Source organism: Novosphingobium sp. AAP83 (genome assembly GCF_001295795.1).
GTDB lineage: Bacteria > Pseudomonadota > Alphaproteobacteria > Sphingomonadales > Sphingomonadaceae > Novosphingobium.
In genome coordinates, this window is sequence record NZ_LJHY01000022.1 from 436,568 (window position 1) to 454,325 (window position 17,758).

Annotated in this window: 16 protein-coding genes; 7 read left to right on the forward strand and 9 right to left on the reverse strand. The window is 59.6% G+C overall.

Features of this window, described 5'->3' with window-relative positions:
* Positions 1-47: 47 nt before the first annotated feature.
* Positions 48-905 carry a L,D-transpeptidase family protein gene (locus IP81_RS13625; RefSeq protein WP_082356169.1) on the reverse strand — a complete coding sequence of 286 codons (858 nt, stop codon included), beginning with the start codon at positions 903-905 and terminating at the stop codon, positions 48-50.
* 170 nt (positions 906-1,075) lie between these two features.
* Between IP81_RS13625 and IP81_RS13630 the strand changes: the two genes are divergently transcribed.
* Positions 1,076-2,257: a VWA domain-containing protein gene (locus tag IP81_RS13630; RefSeq protein WP_054108504.1), complete on the forward strand. Its 1,182-nt coding sequence runs from the start codon at positions 1,076-1,078 to the stop codon at positions 2,255-2,257.
* Positions 2,258-2,537: 280 nt separating this feature from the next.
* On the opposite strand, the gene IP81_RS13635 is transcribed toward IP81_RS13630, so the two are convergent.
* Positions 2,538-3,740, reverse strand: a complete 1,203-nt coding sequence (locus IP81_RS13635; RefSeq protein WP_054108505.1) for an exo-beta-N-acetylmuramidase NamZ domain-containing protein — start codon at positions 3,738-3,740, stop codon at positions 2,538-2,540.
* A complete protein-coding gene (locus tag IP81_RS13640; protein WP_054108506.1) occupies positions 3,740-4,279 on the reverse strand; it encodes a DOMON-like domain-containing protein in 540 nt (179 codons plus the stop codon). The genes IP81_RS13635 and IP81_RS13640 overlap by 1 nt, the downstream gene beginning before the upstream one ends.
* Before the next feature lie 48 nt (positions 4,280-4,327).
* Between IP81_RS13640 and tyrS the strand changes: the two genes are divergently transcribed.
* The 5 genes from tyrS to IP81_RS13665 all read left to right on the forward strand — a co-directional run bounded on the left by tyrS (position 4,328) and on the right by IP81_RS13665 (position 9,066).
* Complete coding sequence (tyrS, locus tag IP81_RS13645; protein ID WP_054108507.1) at positions 4,328-5,557, forward strand: tyrosine--tRNA ligase; 1,230 nt, start codon at positions 4,328-4,330, stop codon at positions 5,555-5,557.
* 128 nt (positions 5,558-5,685) lie between these two features.
* Positions 5,686-6,024, forward strand: coding sequence for a pilus assembly protein PilZ (locus IP81_RS13650; RefSeq protein ID WP_054108508.1), 339 nt, complete (start codon positions 5,686-5,688; stop codon positions 6,022-6,024).
* 83 nt (positions 6,025-6,107) lie between these two features.
* The gene (locus IP81_RS13655) at positions 6,108-7,403 is read left to right on the forward strand and encodes an MFS transporter (protein ID WP_054108509.1); all 1,296 of its coding nucleotides are present in this window, start codon (positions 6,108-6,110) and stop codon (positions 7,401-7,403) included.
* 34 nt (positions 7,404-7,437) lie between these two features.
* A complete protein-coding gene (cysK, locus tag IP81_RS13660; protein ID WP_054108510.1) occupies positions 7,438-8,355 on the forward strand; it encodes a cysteine synthase A in 918 nt (305 codons plus the stop codon).
* A gap of 6 nt (positions 8,356-8,361) precedes the next feature.
* Positions 8,362-9,066 carry a dienelactone hydrolase family protein gene (locus tag IP81_RS13665; protein ID WP_054108511.1) on the forward strand — a complete coding sequence of 235 codons (705 nt, stop codon included), beginning with the start codon at positions 8,362-8,364 and terminating at the stop codon, positions 9,064-9,066.
* 54 nt (positions 9,067-9,120) lie between these two features.
* Here IP81_RS13665 and IP81_RS13670 read toward each other — a convergent pair whose 3' ends face one another.
* The 4 genes from IP81_RS13670 to IP81_RS13685 all read right to left on the reverse strand — a co-directional run bounded on the left by IP81_RS13670 (position 9,121) and on the right by IP81_RS13685 (position 12,983).
* Complete coding sequence (locus IP81_RS13670; RefSeq protein WP_054108512.1) at positions 9,121-10,923, reverse strand: acyl-CoA dehydrogenase C-terminal domain-containing protein; 1,803 nt, start codon at positions 10,921-10,923, stop codon at positions 9,121-9,123.
* A 12-nt stretch (positions 10,924-10,935) separates the two neighbouring features.
* A complete protein-coding gene (locus IP81_RS13675) occupies positions 10,936-11,400 on the reverse strand; it encodes a MerR family DNA-binding transcriptional regulator (RefSeq protein ID WP_054108513.1) in 465 nt (154 codons plus the stop codon).
* A gap of 31 nt (positions 11,401-11,431) precedes the next feature.
* Positions 11,432-11,767: a phosphoribosyl-AMP cyclohydrolase gene (gene hisI / locus IP81_RS13680; RefSeq protein WP_054108575.1), complete on the reverse strand. Its 336-nt coding sequence runs from the start codon at positions 11,765-11,767 to the stop codon at positions 11,432-11,434.
* 445 nt (positions 11,768-12,212) lie between these two features.
* Positions 12,213-12,983: a ComF family protein gene (locus tag IP81_RS13685; RefSeq protein WP_054108514.1), complete on the reverse strand. Its 771-nt coding sequence runs from the start codon at positions 12,981-12,983 to the stop codon at positions 12,213-12,215.
* Between the two features lie 64 nt (positions 12,984-13,047).
* Between IP81_RS13685 and IP81_RS13690 the strand changes: the two genes are divergently transcribed.
* The gene (locus IP81_RS13690; protein WP_054108576.1) at positions 13,048-13,830 is read left to right on the forward strand and encodes a methyltransferase domain-containing protein; all 783 of its coding nucleotides are present in this window, start codon (positions 13,048-13,050) and stop codon (positions 13,828-13,830) included.
* A 57-nt stretch (positions 13,831-13,887) separates the two neighbouring features.
* Here IP81_RS13690 and ppdK read toward each other — a convergent pair whose 3' ends face one another.
* Positions 13,888-16,551, reverse strand: coding sequence for a pyruvate, phosphate dikinase (gene ppdK, locus IP81_RS13695; RefSeq protein ID WP_054108515.1), 2,664 nt, complete (start codon positions 16,549-16,551; stop codon positions 13,888-13,890).
* Positions 16,552-16,617: 66 nt separating this feature from the next.
* Positions 16,618-17,758: glycine--tRNA ligase subunit beta (gene glyS, locus IP81_RS13700; RefSeq protein WP_157573204.1), on the reverse strand; the 1,141-nt coding region annotated here is incomplete at its 5' end.

Here is a 17,758-nt window from a genome sequence, read left to right on the forward strand (position 1 = left end):
TTCGCAAACCTAACAATATAAAATACACGTGCTGGCGCTAATCAGCGCTAACTCACCGAAAAACAATCCGCCCCCGCGCGTTTCAGCGAAGCGCAATAGGCATGCGCGCCCGGCGCACTGGCGCGCAGGCGATAGAACTGTCGCTGGCCCACAACAGCCGGGATCACCGCCTTGCGAAATCCTGCAAGCTCTGGATAAGCCGTCACCAGCGATGCCCATCGCGCCTCGGCCTCTCCCACGCTGGCCTCGGCGGCCAACTGGATCGTCTGCCCAGAACCCGCATAAGGCCCAGACACAGGCACAGCCACAGGCGCCGCCGCCAGCGCCACACCCGGCTGGGGCATCACCCACGGCACCACCGGCCGTGGTCGCTGCGCATTCAGCGCCAGCGTCACCGCCACATCGTCCGTCCGCACTGCCTCGTTCGTCACAACCACCGTGGTCGATGCCGCATTCGTCAGCGCAAACAGCGCGCGGGCAAAGCTATAAGGCAGCCGGATGCACCCGTGTGATGCGGGATAGCCCGGCAGCCGTCCGGCATGGATCGCTACGCCGCGCCACGTTAACCTTTGCATATAAGGCATCGGCGCATTGCTATAGAGGTTCGATCGGTGATGCACCCGCTTCTGCAAGATCGGAAACACCCCCGCTGGTGTGGAATGGCCACGCTTTCCGGTGGAAACGGGCGATGAATCCCACAGCGCCCCGTCCTTGAATACGTACATCCGCTGCGATGCCTTGCTCACCACGATCAGCACGCCTGATTGCAGCACATCGGACACCGCAGGCGCGCTCTGCACCGCCAAGGCCTGCGCCTCCGCGCGCTGCTCTGCCCCGAACAACGCCAGATTTATCAGCGCCGCCATGCCAGCCACCGCACCGCCAATGCCCAACCACCGCTTCATGGTAACCATTCCTTAACCATTTCCGTTAAGGAATACCGCTCATCGCCCCCCACTCAACCGATTCTTTTGGCGATACGTATGGCCGCAATATCGCCCCAGCCCATCGCGCACCCTTGCCGATCCGGTCTTGAACGCTTAATCAGTTGGTTAAGCCAAAGGAGCGGTCCCAAGTGTTTTTCAATTTTGTCGATGAATTGCGCGCCGCCGGCATCTCTGCCAGCTTCAAAGAGCATCTCACATTGCTCGAAGCGCTCGACAAAGACGTGATCGACCAGACGCCCGAAGCCTTCTATTACCTCAGCCGCACTACCTTCGTGAAAGACGAAGGCATGCTCGATCGCTTCGATCAGGTGTTCAACAAAGTCTTCAAAGGCGTGCTCACCGATTACGGCCAGCGCCCGGTGGATATCCCCGAAGACTGGCTCAAAGCCATCGCCGAAAAATTCCTGTCCGCTGACGAGATGGAAAAGATCAAAGCCCTCGGTAGCTGGGACGAGATCATGGACACGCTCAAAAAGCGGCTGGAGGAGCAGGAAAAGCGCCATCAGGGCGGCAACAAATGGATCGGCACCGGCGGCACCAGCCCGTTCGGCAATGGCGGCTATAATCCCGAAGGCGTTCGCATCGGCGGCGAAGGCAAACACAACCGCGCCATCAAAGTCTGGGAAAAGCGCGAATTCCAAAATCTTGATAACACGCGCGAACTGGGCACCCGCAACATCAAGATCGCGCTGCGCCGCCTGCGCCGCTTCGCCCGCGAAGGCGCGGCAGACGAGCTTGATCTGCAAGGCACCATCGAAGGCACCGCCCGCCAGGGCTGGCTCGATATCAAGATGCGCCCGGAAAAGCGCAACGCAGTCAAACTCCTGTTATTCCTCGATATCGGCGGATCGATGGACCCGTTCATCAAGCTGGTCGAAGAACTGTTCAGCGCCGCCACCGCCGAATTCAAGAACATGGAATTCTTCTACTTCCACAACTGCCTTTATGAAGGCGTGTGGAAAGACAACAAGCGCCGCTGGACCGATCGCACGAACACGTGGGACCTGCTCCACAAATATGGCCACGATTACAAAGTCGTCTTCGTCGGCGATGCCGCGATGAGCCCTTACGAAATCAGCCACCCGGGCGGCAGCGTCGAACACTTCAACGAAGAATCCGGCGCGGTCTGGATGCAACGCGTCGCGCAAACCTACCCCGCCACCGTCTGGCTAAACCCCGTCCCCGAAAAGCAATGGACCTATTCGCAGTCCACCAAAATGCTCAAAAACATCCTCGGCGGCTCGATGTACCCCCTTACCCTCGAAGGCCTAGACGGCGCCATGCGCGAATTGACGCGGAAGAAGCACTAAATTTCCTCCCCGCCCCGGGGAGGGGGACCATCCGCAGGATGGTGGAGTGGTACAAACCGCTGTCCTACACGCCCCCAAATCCCTACGATCCACCCGCTCCTTGAACCTGTCAAACCTCCGGCACAGCACAGCCCACGCAGCGCTAACCCGCTGCGGGCACGTCCCCAAACACGCCCCCGAAAGGCACACCCTCACCGGCCCCCTGACACTTTCCTCAGGACAGTGTAAACTGTGTAAACCTGTTCAGGTTGAACACCGCAAACCTGAACAAAGTCGGTGCTCAATAGAGCAGGAAGGCGCGGCGTTCTTCCACCCATGCGGCCTCGTCCGGCCCTGCCACCGCGTCGAGATCGGCGGCGGTGGAGGCCGAATCGTCGACCCATTCGCGCAAGGCAGGCCCGCCGTTGATCACGTCGATTGCCAGCTTGTCGAACACGTACTCATAGGGAAAATCGCGCCACAGCGGATAATCGGGATAGAGGGTGCGGATCGCCTTGAACGCCAGCGCCTGAAGCCGCCACGGACGGAACGTGTTGTGATCGTAAAATGCGCCCTCGGCATGGATCATCAGCGCGTTGCACAAAGTCTTGGCATGTTTGTGGAACGTCGGCTCGAACCAGCATTCGCGGACCGCGCAGCCAGTCATCCACTGCGGCGCGAAGGCCTGCATCTGCGCCAGCACCGCCTTGGCGTCCACATCGGGCGCGCCGAACAGCACTTCCAAGGGCCGCGTGGTGCCGCGCCCTTCGGAAACCGTCGCGCCCTCGATCATTACCGTCCCGGCATAGGCGCGCGCCATATTAAGATTCGCGGCATTGGGCGAAGGGTTGATCCAGATGCGGCTCTCCGGCCAGCCAAATCCCGGCCCCGCCTCAGGCTCCCAGCCCTCCATCGCAATCACGCGGTAATCCACATCAAGCTTGAAGTGCTTGATAAACCAGTGGCCCATCTCGCCCAGCGTCATCCCATGGCGCATCGGCATCGGCCCTGCCCCCACAAAGCTTTCCCAACCGGGCAGCAACGTGGTGCCCTCAACCGGGCGGCCAGCGGGATTGGGCCGGTCAAGCACCCACACCGCCTTGCCTGTGCCACTGGCCGCCTCAAGCAGATAAAGCAGCGTTGTAACAAAGGTATAGATCCGGCAGCCAAGGTCTTGCAGATCGAACAGGAACACATCGGCGCTGTCCATCATCCGCGCCGTCGGGCGGCGGACCTCGCCGTAAAGGCTGAACACCGGGATGCCATAGATTGGGTCCAACTCGTCGGCGGTCTCCACCATGTTATCCTGCTTGTCGCCCTTCAGCCCGTGCTGCGGCCCGAACGCAGAGGACAGCGTGATCCCCGGACACGCCGCCAGCGCATCCAGCGAATGCACCAGCCCCTCCGTCACCGAGGCAGGATGCGCAACAGGCGCGATGCGGCGGCCTTCAAGGGGGCTGCGCAGGGCGGGGTCGGCCAACAGCCGATCGATACCGAACTTCATCAGGCAGCAGGTGCCGCAAGCTTGGCCGCGAAGCAAGCCTCGCTGTGAAAATCGGGCTTATCCTCGCGGTGCGCGATGGCCCAATAGGACTTGTGCCCGCCATGCTCCTCGATCACCGCAGTGAGCCCGTAAGCCCAAGGCAGTAGCGGCAGCGCAGCGGACGGAATCGCCGCGTCAAAGATCAACACCGATTGCCCACGGCGCGGCGTGCACACCGGATCGCGCGGGCATGGCCGATCGGCCATGCCCTTACGGTAGCCGGTGAAATCATAAGCCGCCCAGCTTTGCGATGGCGACAAGTTGAACTCGGCATAAGCATCGCCGCCTTCAGGCCTTACAAACAGCTCGAAGCAGCTCGCCTGCCAAAGCCCGTCGGCGCGGCACTTGCCCGAAAAGGGTGAGACTACCAGTTGCGCTGTCCCCTCCACCCGCCACCGCAAGGTCAGCCAATTGGCGTCCAGCGACAGTATGCGCGCCTGCACCGATGATACCGTCAGCGGCGGATTTGCCGGATGCGGAATAAGCTCGAACGTTTCCAAGCGCTTTTCTCCGTGCTACGCGCGCCGCCATTAGCTAAGAAGGCCACGATGACCCAATACCAATCCACCCTCCTCCGCATGCTTGACGAGCGCGGCTACATCCACCAGCTGACTGACCCGCAAGGCCTCGACAAGCTGGCGAACGAGGGCGTTGTGCCGGGTTATATAGGCTTCGACGCAACCGCGCCATCGCTGCATATCGGCAGCCTTGTCCAGATCATGATGCTGCGCCGCTTGCAACAGGCCGGGCACAAGCCGGTCGTGCTAATGGGTGGCGGCACCACGCGCATCGGCGATCCCACTGGGCGCGATGAAAGCCGCAAGATGCTCTCTGACCAGACGATCGAGGACAACATCGCCTCGATCCGGCAGGTTTTTACGCGCCTTTTGACATTCGGCGATGGCCCGACCGATGCGGTCATGGTCAACAATCACGATTGGCTGGGCCAGCTTGGCTATATCGAACTGCTTCAGGAAGTCGGCACGCACTTCACCGTCAACCGCATGCTCACCTTTGATTCGGTGAAGCTGCGGCTGGATCGCGAACAGCCGATGACCTTCCTCGAATTCAATTACATGATCCTGCAAGGCTATGACTTCCGCCACCTCAACAAGGCGATGGACGTGCGCCTGCAAATGGGCGGATCGGACCAGTGGGGCAACATCATCAACGGGATCGAGCTCACCCGCCGCAAGGATGGGCGCGAAGTGTTCGGCCTGACCACCCCGCTGCTCACCACGGCTGACGGCAAGAAGATGGGCAAGACCGCCGCCGGCGCAGTTTGGCTCAATGAAGACGCCCTGCCAGCGTGGGACTTTTGGCAATACTGGCGCAACGCCGATGATCGCGATGTCGGCAAGTTCTTGCGCCTGTTCACCGATCTGCCGCTGGATGAAATCATGCGCCTTGAATCGCTCGAAGGCAGCGAGATCAATAGCGCAAAGATCGTGCTCGCAAATGAAGTGACGCGTTTGGTACGCGGTGAAGAGGCCGCGAAGGCTGCTGAAGCGACCGCCGCGGCCACTTTTGCCGGTGGCGGACTCGGGCAGGATTTGCCGACGTTCGATGTGGCTGAAAGCGATATCGGCATCATCGATGCGCTGGTCGGCCTTGGATTTGCGGCAAGCCGTGGCGAGGCAAAGCGGCTGGTTGCAGGCAGCGGAGCGCGTGTTGATGGCAATCCGATAACCGACGAAGGCTTCCGTATCGCGCTAAAAGATAAGGAAATCCGAGTGTCTTCGGGCAAAAAGAAGCACGGTATCCTGCGCCGCGCCTGATAGTAAGGTTTCGGCAATCCTAACGGCACACCATTGCCGCTACCGGCAAGCAATTGCCGGCGATTTACGAAATGTTCGCCATTAGTGTCCTATAGCGGTTTCTCCACAACGGACGCCAAGGAGGAACGATGCGCGGCGGAGCACAGCTTTCAGTCACCGACTTGCGTCGTTCGACCAGGCACGACATGAACTTGCCGATTATCGGTGAGCATCGTGCACGTGGCGATATCATGCTGCAACTGGTGAATGTCTCGACCACAGGCTTCATGGCCACGGGGATTGACGGGCTTGGGCGGGGTGACCGCGTGACGATCCGCTTGCCGCAAGTGGGCAAAATTGAAGCATTCCTGGTCTGGATCGATGGCGAACGGGCAGGCTTTCAGTTTGAACGGATCGTCCGACTGGATGATTTCACCAAGATGATCAAAAGCTTCCAGCCCAATCCCAAGCTGCGCTCAACCAACTGACTTCTCCGCTAACAACGGAAATGTGAGACTTGGCAGCATTTGCTTTCTTGGCATGAGGCGCTGACGCTGGCATTGCGCTTGGCGTGACCAACACCGCCCAACCAGTCTCGCTTGTCCCAAAATCGCCGCTTGAGATCCCCGACTATCGCCGTTTCTGGATTTCGCGCTTTTTTTCGGTGGTCGCCACCACCGGAATGGTGGTGATCCTTGGCTATCAACTCTACGACTTGGCGCGCAGCGAATACGGCATGACCATTGCCCAAGCCGCGTTTCAACTCGGCTTGCTAGGCCTCGCCCAGTTTCTGCCGCTTTTTTTGCTAACGCCCGTTGCAGGCCTTGTGGCTGACCGATTCGACCGGCGGATGATTGCAGGACTAGCCATCTGCCTTGATCTGTGCATTGCGCTATGTTTGGTCTTCGTCACGCAGTTTGATATGTTGACGCTTCCGCTGCTCTTCGGCCTTGCAGCGCTCCACGGCACGGCGCGGGTATTCATCGGCCCTGCCCTGTCTTCCATTGCGCCCAATATTGTTCCGGCCGAACTGATGCCTAAAGCAATCGCGATCAATGCGATGGCTTGGCAGATCGGCTCGGTTGGTGGCCCGGCGATTGCCGGACTGCTTTTTGCCGGACACGCCTCGCTACCCTACTGGACATCAACGGTATTGCTCACGCTCTCTGCGCTGTGCGTGTTCGGGATCCGGCGCTTGCCACCACCTGCTGGCAATCGCAACGTTCATCCTGTCCGCCAAATCCGCGAAGGAATGTCATTCGTCTGGAATGATCGCTTCCTGCTTGGCTGCATTACTTTGGATCTGTTTGCGGTATTGCTGGGCGGCGCAACCGCCTTGTTGCCGGTTTTCGCGCGCGACATCCTGATGGTGGATGGCCAACCCGTCGGCCCTGACGGACTTGGCATTATGCGGGCCATGCCCGGGCTCGGGGCTGCATTGGTCGCATTCGTTTTGTCCGCGCGCCCGATTGCAGACAACGTCGGCAACAAGATGCTGCTGGGCGTTGCGGTCTTTGGTGTTTTCACCATCGGCTTTGGTCTGTCGACGAACTATTACCTGTCGCTGCTCATGCTGGCCGGGATTGGGGCTGGCGATATGGTTTCGGTGTTCATCCGCTCGACCCTGGTCCAACTCCACACACCTGATGATGTGCGCGGTCGCGTCTCGTCAATCTCGGGCCTTGCGATCTCGGCATCGAATGAGTTGGGCGAGATGCAATCGGGCGTTGCGGCTGCATTGTTTGGCGCCGTGGGAGCCGTTATTGCAGGGGGCATTGGCGCAATTGTCGTTACAGCCGCTTGGTTTGTGTTTTTTCCGGAACTGAAGAACGCACGAACCTTTGCAGCTCGATACAGATCATCCTAAGTTCCCAAAAATTCACCTGAAGGAGCACAGCGAAATGAGAGCGGATTCCATCCTTGCCACCATAGGCAACACGCCGCACGTTCGCCTCTCCCGCCTGTTTCCCGACCACGAGGTATGGGTGAAGAGCGAACGCGCCAATCCTGGCGGATCGATCAAGGATCGTATCGGCCTTGCCATGATCGAGGCCGCCGAAGCAGACGGCAGCCTGAAACCCGGCGGCACTGTTATCGAGCCGACTTCGGGCAATACCGGAATCGGTCTTGCCATGGCAGCAGCGGTGAAAGGCTATAAGCTGGTTCTGGTCATGCCGGAATCGATGTCGCTCGAACGTCGCCGCCTAATGCTGGCTTATGGTGCGACATTCGATCTTACGCCACGTGAAAAGGGCATGAAGGGCGCGATCGAACGCGCGAAGGAATTGATCGAGCAAACCCCCGGTTCATGGATGCCGCAACAGTTCGATAACCCTGCCAATGTGGATATCCACGTGCGGACAACCGCGCAGGAAATCTTGCATGATTTTGCGGATGAACCGATTGATGTGCTGATTACCGGCGTCGGCACCGGCGGACATTTGACCGGTTGCGCCGAAGAGCTCAAGCGCCACTGGCCAGCACTGAAAGCCTATGCCGTAGAACCAACCCTATCGCCGGTAATCTCTGGCGGACAGCCCGCGCCCCACCCGATCCAAGGCATAGGCGCAGGCTTCATCCCCGGCAACCTGCACACCCAATCGATCGACGGGGCTATTCAGGTCGATCCCGCCCACGCCAAGGAAATGGCGCGGCTTTCCGCCTCAAAAGAAGGGATGCTCGTAGGCATTTCTTCCGGCGCGACGCTGGCAGCCATCGCGCAAAAACTGTCAAGCCTCCCGGCAGGCAGCCGCGTGCTCGGCTTCAATTACGATACCGGCGAACGCTACCTCTCGGTTCCCGATTTCCTGCCGGAATAAACCGCGATGGCGCTGGAACAGATTGATTTTGAAGACGGCGAAGTTCCCTTAACCGGGTTTCTCGTCCGGCCTGAGGGCGTGGCGAGGGCAGCGGTTCTGGTCTTGCCAACCATCGTCAATGGCAACAAGCCCATGATCCGCCGTGCCCATATGCTGGCTCAGGCGGGTTATGTGGCGATGATCGCTGATTTTTATGGCTGGCAAGTTCGTGATTTCGATCACGCACGCGAATTGGCAGGTGCTTTGCGCGCCGAGCCGGAACATTATCGCCAGCGCCTGCGCGCCAATCTTGCCGCGCTGATCGGGCATGAAGCGGCCGCGGGATTACCCGTGGCGGCCATCGGCTATTGCATGGGCGGTCAAGCGGCCCTTGAACTGGCGCGCGATGGCGCGGATCTCGTGCTTGCTGCCAGCTTTCACGGGCTGCTAGACACTGCCCTTCCCGCCTCAAACGGCGCAATCAAGCCACGCATTCTGATATGCCACGGCGATGCCGATCCGATGGTTCCGCGCGCGCAAGTGATGGCGTTCTGGGAAGAAATGGACGCAGCCGGTGCCAATTGGCACTTCCACAGCTATAGCGGCGTCAAACACGGCTTCACCGATCCCGGCAGCGACGAGCGCGGCCTCGCGGCCATCGCTTATGATGAAAGCGGCGATCGTCAGAGTTGGCGCGCGATGATGGATCTTTTGGACGAAGTTCTGGGATAAGCCGGGGTTCTGGGATAAACCGGGGGATCCAAGAGGCGCCCCCGATTCAGTTCCTTAGGCAATAGCGAGTTGATCGGCGCTCAATGCCATGATCGTTTCGCAACCTGCCTCAATCTCGCGACGCAGCGCGCCAGCTTCTGTCGCATGGCGCATGGCCCAATGGCGGGCGCAGGCAAGCTTGGCTTCATAGAACGCCTTGTCCTCTGCGCCATTGGCGATGGCAGCGCTGGCAATTTTGGCCATCCGCAGCCACATCAGGCCAAGCGATACGATGCCTGTAAGCGTCATATAGGGATATGCGCCTGCCCCCAGATTGTTGGGATTGGTCATTGCGTTCTGCATGAACCAAATCGTAGCGGCCTTCATCTCGCCCGTAACCTTGGCTAGGCGTTCTGACACCAGTTTGACGGTTTCATCGGCACTGGCCTCGGCACATTCACCATCGACCAGCGCAAACAGGCGTTGCACTGCGCGGCCACCGTTAAGCGCCAACTTCCGCCCGGCAAGGTCCATCGCCTGAACGCCGTTGGCACCTTCATAGATCATCGCGATCCGCACATCGCGCACGAACTGGTCCATGCCATTTTCGGCAATATAGCCGTGGCCGCCCCAGATCTGCTGCATGTCGGTGGCAACTTTATAGCCCATGTCCGTGCCATATCCCTTGATCACCGGGGTGAGCAGGCTGATCAGATCGTCGGCTTCCTGACGGTCAGCCTCGGTTGCGCCCTTATGCGTCAGGTCAACCTGAAGCGCGCCCCACAGGCACAAGGCGCGCATGCCCTCTACGAAGGTCTTGCCGTCCATCAACATGCGGCGAACGTCGGGGTGGACGATGATCGGGTCGGCACGCTCGTTCGGTTCGGCAGGCCCGGTCAAAGCGCGGCCCTGACGGCGATCGAGCGCATAGGCCAAGCCATTCTGGTAAGCTGCCTCAGCTTGCGCCAAGCCTTGCATCCCCACGCCAAGACGCGCGGCGTTCATCATGATGAACATCGCAGCAAGGCCCTTGTTCTCCTCGCCAACGATCCAGCCTTTGGCACCATCATAGTTCATAACGCAGGTAGCGTTGCCATGAATGCCCATCTTTTCCTCTATGGAGCCGACACTTACGCCATTCTTTTCACCCAATGTCCCATCGGCATTGACGATAAACTTTGGCACGATGAACAACGAAATGCCCTTGCTCGATTCCGGCGCACCGGGCGTTTTGGCAAGAACAAGGTGAATGATATTCTCGGTCAGATCATGGTCGCCTGCCGAAATGAAGATCTTGGTGCCGGTGATAGCATAAGAACCATCGGCCTGCGGTTCGGCGCGGGTGCGAATCAGGCCAAGGTCTGTGCCGCAGTGCGGCTCGGTCAGGTTCATGGTGCCCAGCCATTCGCCGCTGACCATCTTGGGCAGATACATCGCTTGCTGTTCGGGCGAACCCTTCTCGCGTATTGCCGAAATCGCGCCATTGGCAAGGCCGGGGTACATCGCAAAGGCCTGATTGGCCGAAGCGAGATACAATTCCATCGTAAAGCCCATCACATGCGGCAGCCCTTGCCCGCCATAGGCCTCAGGCGCGGATAATGTGCCCCATGCGCCGTCTATATACTGGCGATAGGCTACCTTGAATCCGGCTGGCGTGGTGACGCTGCCATCGGCGTGGCGGGTGCAGCCTTCCTTGTCGCCCGAAAGATTGATCGGGGCGACCACTTCGGTCACGAAACGGCCTGCTTCTTCGATGATTGCGTCCGTCATATCCTGCGTGGCGCTTTCGAACCCCGGCAGGTTGCCGTAGGATTCAAGGCGCAGCAATTCGTTGATGACAAAACGCGTATCGCGGGTTGGGGCGTTGTAAACGGGCATCTCTGTTATCCCTTAAAAGCTTGAAGCAGGATCGCGGCCTTCCGACCGTTCTTTTTGCATGACGAGTTCGACAAAGCTGGTGAGTTCATCAACCGTGGCCGCAATATCGGCTTGCTGGCGGCGCAGTTGCTCAATCCGCTCACGACATTTGGCTATTGTAACGCGGCGCTGTTCGGCGCGGCCATCATCGACATCATACAAGTCGATCATGTCGCGAATTTCAGCGAGGCTGAAGCCGACGTTCTTGGCGCGCATGATCCACGCCAAACGAGCACGATCGCGCTTGGAGTAAATCCGGGAAAGCCCGGCGCGCGTTGGTGCGATTAGCCCCTCGTCTTCGTAAAAGCGCAAAGCACGAGCGGTGACGCCGAACTCGTTCGACAAGTCCGATATGGTGAATTGATCGCGCTTCAGGGCATCGGGCTGTTCAAGGTGCCCGGTGTGATCACGAGTCGCGGTGGCATGTTGGTCTGACATGCCATCACGCTAACTAACCTTTACGTAAGCGTCAATCTATCACGCGTTGCAGCAATCCTTCGTCATCAATCCTGCGATAAAAGCAAGTCGGCGCAAGCGTATGGCAGGCAGGTCCGGCAGGTTCGACCCGCAGCTCCAGCGCATCCTGATCGCAATCAACGCGGATCTCGATAATCTTGAGGACATGACCCGAGCTTTCACCCTTCATCCAGAGCCGTCCGCGTGATCGCGAATGGAAATGCGCAAAGCCGGTTTCCCGCGTTTTTGCGATAGCTTCTGCATCCATATGCGCCAGCATCAACAAGGCACCCGTACGGTGATCGATGGCAACCGCCGTCAGCAATCCATTGGCATCAAATTTGGGCATGAATTCAGTGCCGTGTTCACGTAGGGCGGTTTGGTCTGCGCTAGTCAAAGGGATAACGGCCTTTCTTGCCTGCAATATCATGGCGGGACTTGTTGCACGATAACCACAATAGTACGGTAAAATCCACGTTTGCGACATAATCGACTTTCACCCAAGGCATGAATGAACGATTAAGTTCCTGCGGTTTGAGGGAATCGCAGACTGGACGCCGCAAGACTTGGCCAGAAAAGCGAGCGCCAGAAACGCCAATGTTCAGGGATTTACGTGAGGGGCCGATTGGCAACTTTCGCAGCAGGCCTATATCGGCCGCGCGGTTTGCCAATCAGACATTGAGGGGACAGGCGGGTTGGTCAGGGGGCCACCGTATCGCGGACTACGCGAACGCCCGCAGAAATTCGTCACGAAGGACGCCCGGAGCTTGATGTTCCGGGCGTTTCTTATTGGCCTAGGCTTTGATATCTTGCGGTTTCCGGATCGAATCCAGCGCCTCATCCAGCACACGCGCAAAACATGCGATCCGGACTTGCGCCACCCCCGCCTTGCGCAACGCAATAATGCACGCGTTGGTTGTAGCCCCACTCGTCATCACATCATCAACCAGCCAAACATTGGCCCCTTTCAGCGCCCCCAACCGCCCGGGATTTGGCGCAATCGCTCCTGAAAGAGTCCGAGCGCGCGCCTTGCGATTCAGTCCGCCCAGCGATGGCGTAGCCTTGGTGCGGACCAAGCCATCAACCAAAAGTCTCTGCCCCGTCGCCTTGGCAAGTTCGCCTGCCAGCAAAGCTGACTGATTGTACCCGCGCTTCCAGATTCGCCAGCGGTGCAGCGGCACGGGAACCAACAGCCATTCGCCCGCCAGCATAGGCAAGCGCGGAGCCATCATACGCGCCATCATCGGTGCCAGACCGATGCGCCGCCCATGCTTCAGCGCAAGCACCAGCGCGCGCGAAGTGTCATTATAGAGCGTAGCTGCTGCAATCCCTGCGTGGCGCGGCGGTTCTGCCATACAAGGGGCGCAAACCAGGTCCGACGCTGCATCAAGCCCCTCACCCAAAGGTCGCTGACACAGACTGCAACACGTCCCCGTTGGCACGGCCAACTTGCCCCAGCATTCCAGACACAGGCCGCCATGCTCCGCCACCGGCATCCCGCATAGCGGGCAGCGTGGCGGGAACACGAAATCGATAACCGGCATAAGAGCGGCAAGGCGCGTCATGGCCTTTACTGTCTTGCCTGCCGAAGCACTTGGCAAGAGCAGCGCAGACGGGCAAAGCCCGCAAATGGCCACTTCGCCCCCTACTATTTTCGCACCAAATCGGCGGAAAGCCGTTCGCCGCCGCATGGCGCACCTGCAAACGGCTCCCGATGCCCCGCGCTATATCGCCGATGACATGGCCGATGATGTGCTAGACCGGCTATCGTTCCTGCGCCACGAACCAAAGCGCGCGCTTCTGATCGGTGACTGGACCGGCGCGGTGGCCACGGCGTTGGGTGCCCAAAACGTTACAACTGAAAAGCGTGATCCGCTGTTGATCGATGAAGAAGCGCCGCTTCCTGTAACCGAAGGCTTCGATTTCATCGCCAGCCTCGGCACGCTCGATACGCTCAATGACCTTCCCGGCGCTTTGGTGCACCTGCGTCGCGCGCTGGCCGATGGCGGCTTGATGATTGCCTGCTTCATGGGTGCGGGATCACTGCCCGCCTTGCGCGCCATCATGCTGGAGGCAGACGCCGACCGACCTTCTCCACGCATTCACCCGCAAGTGGATGTGCGTGCGGGCGGACAACTGCTCCAACGCTGCGGCTTTGCCGATCCGGTGATTGATCACCACCACATCGATGTACGCTTCAGTTCGTTCGAGCGCTTGATCGGTGATCTGCGCGCACAAGGCCTCGGCAATTGCCTTGCCAGATCGGGCGAGCCTTTGAGCAAACCTGCTTTTACCCGGGCAAAAGCCGCTTTTGCAGCCCGCGCAGATGCCGATGGCAAAGTGACCGAACGCTTTGAAGTGCTAACGCTCAGCGGGTGGGCAAAACCGCTTCGCCCACCCAAATTTTTATAATAGGGACTGTCCCTATTATTCACTTACTTATTCTTCCCAGGCCTTGTGCGCCCGCCGTTACCCCAAAGCCGCTTGCGCTGCGGCCAGCCTGGCAATGGGAACGCGATATGGGCTGGCAGAGACATAATCGAGGCCGGTCTTTTCGCAGAACGCGATCGAGGCCGGATCACCGCCATGTTCGCCGCAGATGCCCAGCTTCAGATCAGGCCGGGTCTTGCGACCACGTTCAGCGGCGAGTTCCACCAATTGGCCAACGCCTTCGATATCAAGGCTGACAAACGGATCGCGAGGGTAGATGCCCTGTTCCACATAAGGGTTCAGGAAGCGCGCGGCATCGTCACGGCTTACGCCCAGCGTGGTCTGGGTCAGATCGTTGGTGCCAAACGAGAAGAACTTGGCTTCTTCGGCAATCTCACCGGCCATCAGCGCCGCACGTGGCAGTTCGATCATGGTGCCGACCATGTATTCGAGCGTTCGGCCCTTTTCGGCGAAGACTTCGAGCGCAACCCGGTCAACCAACGCACGCAAGATTTCCAGCTCCTTGCGCGTGGCAACGAGCGGGATCATCACTTCGGGGATCGGCGCATCGCCAGACTGTTCGGCAACGTCGCACGCTGCTTCAAAGATGGCCCGCGCCTGCATCTCGTAGATTTCAGGGAAGGTGATGCCCAATCGGCAGCCGCGATGGCCAAGCATCGGGTTGAATTCATGGAGTTCACCTGCACGGCGCTTCAAGTGCTCAACACCAAGCCCGGTCACTTGTGCCAGATCGGCGAATTCGGCATCGCCATGCGGCAGGAATTCATGCAGCGGCGGGTCGAGCAGACGGATCGTGACAGGCAGGCCGGCCATCACCTCGAAAATCGATTGGAAATCGCTGCGCTGTTCGGGCAGCAGCTTGGCCAAGGCCTTGCGGCGACCGGCTTCGTCTTCGGCCAGAATCATCTGGCGCACCGCCGAAATGCGGCCCGCTTCGAAGAACATGTGCTCGGTCCGGCACAGGCCGATGCCTTCGGCACCGAACTGGCGCGCGACCTGGCAATCGAGCGGCGTTTCGGCGTTGGTGCGCACTTTCATGCGGCGGTGCTTGTCGGCCCACACCATCAGTGTACCGAAATCGCCGACGAGTTCGGGTTCCACCGTGGCGACTTTACCCGCCATCACATCACCGTTCGATCCATCAAGGGTGATCACGTCACCTTCCTTGATTTCACGATTGCCGATGCGCGCGGTGCGGGCATTCATGTCGATCGACAATGCCGAAGCGCCCGAAACGCAAGGGCGGCCCATGCCACGCGCAACCACCGCCGCGTGTGATGTCATGCCGCCACGCGCCGTCAGGATACCGCGTGCTGCGTGCATGCCGTGGATGTCTTCGGGCGAAGTCTCAACCCGCACGAGGATCACCGCATCGCCGCGTTCGGCAAGCAGTTGCGCGGTATCGGCATCAAACACCACCGCGCCCGATGCCGCGCCCGGAGAAGCCGGCAGGCCCCGCGTCAACACATCGCGCGCAGCCTTGGGATCGAGCGTCGGGTGAAGCAATTGGTCAAGCGCCATCGGATCAATCCGGCGGATCGCGGTGGCTTCATCGATAAGGCCTTCGCCCACCATGTCGACTGCCATTTTCAGCGCGGCCTTGGCGGTGCGCTTGCCCGAACGGGTTTGCAGCATCCACAGCTTACCCTGCTCCACCGTGAACTCGATGTCCTGCATATCGGTGTAATGCTTTTCGAGCAGGTCAAACACGGCGGCCAGTTCGGCGTAAGCGTCGGGCATCGCCTCTTCCATCGACAGCGGCTTGGCGGCGGCGCGTTCGCGTGCGGCTTTGGTCAGGTACTGCGGCGTGCGGATGCCTGCGACAACATCCTCGCCCTGCGCGTTGACCAGCCATTCGCCGTAATAGGCGCGCTCGCCCGTGGCGGGATCGCGGGTGAAGGCAACACCGGTGGCCGACGTTTCGCCCATGTTGCCGAAAACCATGGCTTGCACGTTGACAGCGGTGCCCCAATCGGCGGGAATATCGTTCAGGCGGCGATAGACCTTTGCGCGGTCCGATTCCCATGAATCGAACACCGCGCCGATGGCACCCCACAATTGTTCATGCACATCTTGCGGGAACGGGCGGCCAAGCTGTTCTGCTACGATGGCCTTGTATTCGCCGACCAGCGCCTGCCAATGCTCAGCACCAAGTTCAACATCGTTGAAGAAGCCGTTGTCTTCCTTGACGATTTCAAGCGCATCTTCAAAGCGGTGATGGTCAAGCCCCAACACCACGTCGGAATACATCTGGATGAAGCGGCGATAGCTGTCCCACGCAAAGCGCGGATCGCCCGATCCGGCGGCCAAGCCTTCAACCGTCAGGTCATTCAGACCAAGGTTGAGCACAGTGTCCATCATGCCCGGCATCGAGACGCGCGCGCCCGAGCGCACCGAAACCAGAAGCGGGTTCACAGGATCGCCAAACACACGGCCCGTGGCGGCTTCGACATGTTTCACGCCATCGGCCACGCCTGCGCGCAGCGCATCGTCAAAGGTTTTGCCGTTCGCGTTGTAGGCCGTGCAAACTTCGGTGGTGATCGTAAAGCCCGGAGGCACCGGCAGGCCGATGCCAGCCATTTCGGCAAGGTTCGAACCCTTGCCGCCCACAATGGTCTTGTCCTTGGCGCGCGCGTCGGACGACACGGCGCCACCGCCGAAATGGAATACGTATGCGCTCATGCGGTAACGATGCCCCTTGCGTTTTTTGTCTTTCCCGACCGGTTAACCCCGATCTTCGGAAGCTACTTAACCTTCAATGTATGAAAAGTCCGCTACTTTGTGCACCGCAACACGAAAACGATCAAGCAGCGTAAGCCGGCTTGCCCTTTTGGCCGCGTCGGGATCATTGATCATCACCGCTTCAAAGAAGGCATCAATCGGCGCGCGCAAACTGGCGAGCGCGGCCATCGCGGCGGTGAAGTCCTCGGCTGCGATAGCCGATTCCGCCTGCGGTTCTGCGGCATTCAGCGCATCGATCAGCGCCTGTTCGGCAGGTTCGCGGGTATAATCCGCATCCACCGGCGTGAACTCCTCCTTCTTGAGGATATTCGCCGCGCGCTTGTACCCGGCCAAAAGGTTGGTGCCGTCTTCGGTGGTCACGAAAGCTTGCAGCGCGTGAACGCGCGCGAGCAGGCGGACGAGATCATCCTCACCGCCGAGCGCGAATACGGCGTCGATCAGATCGTGGCGAACGCCTGCTTCGCGTTGCTGGACTTTGAGGCGGTCGGCGAAGAAGTCTAGCACTTGTATTGCTAGTGCCTCTCCAGCGCCCACCTCAACTTCGTTCATTGGGCGATTTGGATTAAAACCGTGCATAATGCTAACCATCAAACGCCCAAGATGCTCTTGGCAACCTTTGATGTTCTTACCACGAAGTTTGCTTAACTCGGCCACCATTTGAGCATTTAGGTAGGTTCCCCTCACTAAATCGAACGTATGGAAAACGACGCGAGAGACCGATAGGCGCAAAGAATTAGCTTGAACAAGGCTGAGAATACCGATTGCTGATCTGCGTAACGCGAAAGGGTCTTTTGAGCCAGAAGGTGGCATTCCCGCAGCAAAGAAAGAAATTAACGTATCCAGTTTATCCGCCAGCGCCACGGCCACCGTTACCGGCGCGGTTGGAACGTCATCGCCCTGCCCTACCGGTTTGTAGTGATCGCGGATGGCGTCGGCTACGGCGTCGGGGAGGCCTTCGGCGCGGGCGTAGTAGCCGCCCATGAGGCCCTGGAGTTCGGGGAATTCACCGACCATTTCGGTGACGAGATCAGCCTTGCAAAGACGCGCGGCGAGTTCGGCCTGATCGGCCAACTGCTCCCTCTCCCCTTCAGGGGAGAGGGCCGGGGTGTGGGGGGTTGCGGGCGCAGCGTTTGCCGCCCCCCCCCCC